The organism is Nostoc sp. NMS4, assembly GCF_017115095.1.
Lineage (GTDB): Bacteria > Cyanobacteriota > Cyanobacteriia > Cyanobacteriales > Nostocaceae > Nostoc.
In genome coordinates, this window is the sequence record NZ_JABXKI010000036.1 from 1 (window position 1) to 4,074 (window position 4,074).

The following is a 4,074-nucleotide window of genomic DNA, read 5'->3' on the forward strand; positions in this document are numbered from 1 at the left end:
GTTGACAGTTCCACCGCCGCAGCTATCCTGCACCATCAGGGCTATGAAGTGATTGGTTTGACTCTTTGGCTAATGAAAGGCAAAGGTCAATGTTGCTCTGAAGGTATGATCGACGCGGCCGATCTCTGTGAACAATTGGGCGTTCCTCATCAGATTGTCGATATTCGGGATCTGTTTCAGACGCATATTGTCGATTATTTGGTGACAGGTTACAGTGCTGGGATTACGCCTTTGCCTTGCTCCCAGTGCAATAAAACGGTGAAGTTTGGGCCAATGGTGCAGTATGCTCGTGAAGAATTGGGATGCGATCGCATTGCCACTGGTCATTATGCCCGAATTAGCTATGACGAAGCAACTGGACGTTACCAGTTATTAAGGGCTGTTGACCGCAATAAAGACCAGTCATATTTCCTCTATGATTTGTCTCAAGATTTACTTGCAGCAACTATATTTCCTTTGGGCGAACTCGAAAAAACTGACACGCGCCGGATTGCGACTGAATACGGACTGAAAACTGCTGACAAGCCAGAAAGTCAAGACTTATGCTTAGTGGAAAGTAACGGTTCCATGCGGGCATTTTTGGATAAATATTTAGCCCCCAAAACAGGCGATATTGTCGATGTTACAGGCAAAGTTTTGGGACAGCATGATGGTGTCCATCACTACACTATTGGTCAGCGCAAAGGCTTGGGAATTGCTGCTGCCGAACCGTTGTATGTGATTGAATTAGATGCGGAAAATAATAAAGTAGTAGTAGGCGATCGCACTAAGGTAACTCAACCAGAATGCACTGTAAATCGGGTAAACTGGGTTTCTATTGCCGAACCATCCAGCCCAATTCATGCCGAAGTGCAAATTCGCTATCGTTCAACGGCTACACCGGTGACGGTGATTCCGTTGGAAAACTCTCGTGTCCGTTTGGTGTTTGATGAACCCCAAATTAGCATCACTCCCGGACAAGCGGCGGTGTGGTACGACGGCGAAAAAGTTTTAGGTGGCGGAATTATTGAACAATTTATTTAATAGTAACCAAGACTTACGCACTGAGATCCCCCAACCCCCTTAAAAAGGGGGCTTTAGAAGTTCCCCCCTTACAAAGGCTACGGTGTACACACAAGTAGACCCAGAGAGAGTTTCCACCCAAAAAAGGTAGACTCAAATTGCTCAAGACCGCGAACCAAAGTAGTAATACCGGGAGGTTTCTGAGACTTGTAACCAGACCAACCACCAAGTCGAGCAATAATCCAAGTAGCCCAAGCAAGGTTTTGAGGAGGATAAGGATTTTGTTGGAGTCGAGTTTTGCCTTCCAACGTAGGATCAAGAGTAGATAAGCATTGCTGTTGCTCATGAGAAAAAGCAATACTAGCAGGTAAATCAGGGTTGTCCCGTCCCTGAATCAGTTGTAAAATTCGCACAGCAACAGACAAAGCTAATACAGTTAGTCGTTGAATGGCAGAAACCGACTCTAATTGGGTAGCTTCGAGATTTAATCCGGCAGTTTTGAGGGTGGCAAACAGTTGTTCAATTCGCCATTTCCCCTTGTGTACCATCGAATCACCTGTAATCGGTAGCGAGTCATCTCCCAAGGGGAGACGCTAAGAGCGAACGAGCGTCATTATCAATTACGAATTATTTTGACTATTCATTAATTAACGACTGTTCATCACTTCTAACAGTTCGCTAGGTTGCTGAATTAAATAATCTGGATTTTGCTTGGCTAGGACTTCCGGTGAGTTAAAGCCCCAAGTGACTGCAATCACTTGGATATTTGCTTTTTTTGATGCTTCGATATCTCTGGTTTCATCTCCAACATAAATAACTTCTTGAGGTTTGAGTTGCTTTTGCCTCAAGACATTATTTATAATAGTTGTTTTACCAAAAATTGTAATTCCTGAGTAGATAAAATCAAATAGATGATTTAAATCATTGATTGTGAGAAACTGTGTAACATTTTCTTTAGAATTAGAAGTGATAATACCCAGTTTGTATCCTTGATTTTGGAGTTCTGTTAATGCTTCCTTAATTCCCGGAATTGGCTTTAATTCGGGAATTTTGTTTTTTAATTCCCCTTTAACTTTTTTAACTAGAAAGGGGATCTTAAATAGAGAAACTCCTGAGTACTTAATGATTTCCCTAGAGGTTAAGTTCTTGAGGAGGGCTAATTGTTCTGGGCTGATGTGTCTATAACCAAAGTCTATAGCTAGACGATTGGCAATACTTACAAGGGCATCTACTGTATCAGCAATTGTGCCATCAAAATCAAAAATAATTACTTTCTGGGTCATTCTTCTGCCTGGATGCGTCAAGATTAGCTAGGGCGTTGCGTCGTAACATTTCTGGCTTAATCCGCCGCAAGGCAGATGCTGGAAATCGTTTATCCCACTCCCGATCTGAGATTTGGGCTAATTCTAGCAGGTGGGGAGCAATATTATCAGGATAAGGCCCAAACTCTGCAATATCAGTTGTTTGAGCAAAACGTTGATTCCAAGGACAAACATCTTGGCAAATATCGCAACCAGCAACCCAGCCTTGCAAATTAGATGCGATCGCCTCTGGCAATTCCTTGTCCCGATTTTCAATGGTATGATAAGCAATGCAACGATTAGCATCGACCACAAAAGGCTGAGTAATTGCACCTGTGGGACAAGCCTGAAGACAACGAGTACAGCTACCGCAGTGTTCTGTATGCGGGCGATCGCTCTCTAATTCTAAATTAGTCAACACTTCTCCTAAAAATACCCAAGAGCCATATTCCCGTGTAATCACATTACCATTCTTAGCAATCCAACCAATTCCGGCAAGTTGAGCCAACACTTTATCTTGCACCGGGCCAGTGTCTGCATAATAAAGAGCTGATACGCTTGCATCAAGTGATTTTAGCCATATAGATAGCTGCTTGAGTTTTCTATGCATTACCTTGTGATAATCCCTTCCCCAACCATAACGGGAAATTTTGGCGTATTCCTCACTTTCAGGACGTTGATGTGGTGTATAGTAATTTAGTGCTACACACACTAGCGATCGCACCTCTGGCATCACTAAGCGGATATCCTGACGCTTTGGGTTAGCCATCCATTTCATATCAGCGTGATAACCCAGTTCAATCCATGCTTGCAACCTCTGCGCTTCTGTGGGATTTACCTGATCTACAGCAGTAATTCCAACTTTGTGAAAGCCCAACTCGCTGGCTTTTTCTTTCACCAGACTGCTGCTCGTTACAGAATACTGATTCATTTTTTTATCGTAAATTCAAGGGTTTAAGACCCCTACATCTATGTGTAGCACCAGTTTCAGTCGAGGTTTAAATCAAGAGTCTGAAATGTCTTTAATTTTGAATTTTGTTAGCGCAGCGTTAGCGAGTCATCGAGCGTCATTTTGAATTTTGAATTGTTAACTGGATTTTGCCTAAATAAAGGCGCTTTTAATTATACATTATGTAGCTAATACCTTTAATTAAGATTTGTTACTACCTTAGATGTAGCCCGTTTTAAGCTGGGTAGCAAATCAAGACTTCCATCGTCAGGAAGATTTATGAGTATGTAGTAATCTATCTCAACAGCAGCTTTTTTTTTACCTATTTTTGTACTGAAATTAATATTCAGATACCATAATCCAGGTAATTTTATGACCTCTGCTGAATTTATCTCACCAGCGCAGTTTGAAGAAGAATTCCAGATTGAGGGAATTACAGAACTAAGTGTACGGCGTTATTTTGAAACCTTAAATGCAGGAGAATTTGAGGCAACTGCTGCCTTATTTACGGTAGATGGTGTAATGCGTCCGCCCTTTGAATCTGATATTGTGGGTACAGATGCGATCGCAGCCTACTTAAAACAAGAAGGTCAAAACATTAAAGCTTACCCGAACACAGCAATAGCTGAGACTTTAGAAAATGGTGATATCCAAGTCCAGGTAACAGGCAAAGCCCAAACTTCTTGGTGTAGTGTCAATATTTTGTGGCTATTTATCCTCAACCAACAACGGCAAATTCTTTATACTAGAATCAAACTTTTAGCTTCCCCCAAAGAGTTACTTTCTTTACGTCGTGAAAAGTAAGTAGCAAATAACTACAAA

Annotated in this window: 4 protein-coding genes and 1 pseudogene; 2 read left to right on the top strand and 3 right to left on the bottom strand. The window is 41.8% G+C overall.

All coding sequences use genetic code 11. The annotated features are described in order from the left end of the window. Positions 1 to 1,023, top strand: a 1,023-nt coding sequence (mnmA, locus tag HWQ37_RS01190) for a tRNA 2-thiouridine(34) synthase MnmA (RefSeq protein ID WP_292742814.1), incomplete at its 5' end; no start/stop codon positions are given. Between the two features lie 77 nt (positions 1,024 to 1,100). Here mnmA and HWQ37_RS01195 read toward each other — a convergent pair. From HWQ37_RS01195 to queG, 3 genes and pseudogenes are all read right to left on the bottom strand, one after another. Continuing rightward, a pseudogene (locus HWQ37_RS01195) lies at positions 1,101 to 1,564 on the bottom strand (IS4-like element ISSysp3 family transposase); the annotation flags it as partial. 85 nt (positions 1,565 to 1,649) lie between these two features. After that, positions 1,650 to 2,285 carry an HAD-IA family hydrolase gene (locus HWQ37_RS01200; protein ID WP_292742816.1) on the bottom strand — a complete coding sequence of 212 codons (636 nt, stop codon included), beginning with the start codon at positions 2,283 to 2,285 and terminating at the stop codon, positions 1,650 to 1,652. After that, entirely contained in the window at positions 2,260 to 3,234 is a 975-nt protein-coding gene (queG, locus tag HWQ37_RS01205; RefSeq protein ID WP_292742818.1) for a tRNA epoxyqueuosine(34) reductase QueG, read from the bottom strand. The genes HWQ37_RS01200 and queG overlap by 26 nt, the downstream gene beginning before the upstream one ends. A 390-nt stretch (positions 3,235 to 3,624) precedes the next feature. On the opposite strand from queG, the gene HWQ37_RS01210 reads away from it, so the two are divergent. Next, complete coding sequence (locus tag HWQ37_RS01210) at positions 3,625 to 4,056, top strand: ketosteroid isomerase family protein (protein WP_292742819.1); 432 nt, start codon at positions 3,625 to 3,627, stop codon at positions 4,054 to 4,056. Positions 4,057 to 4,074: the final 18 nt, after the last annotated feature.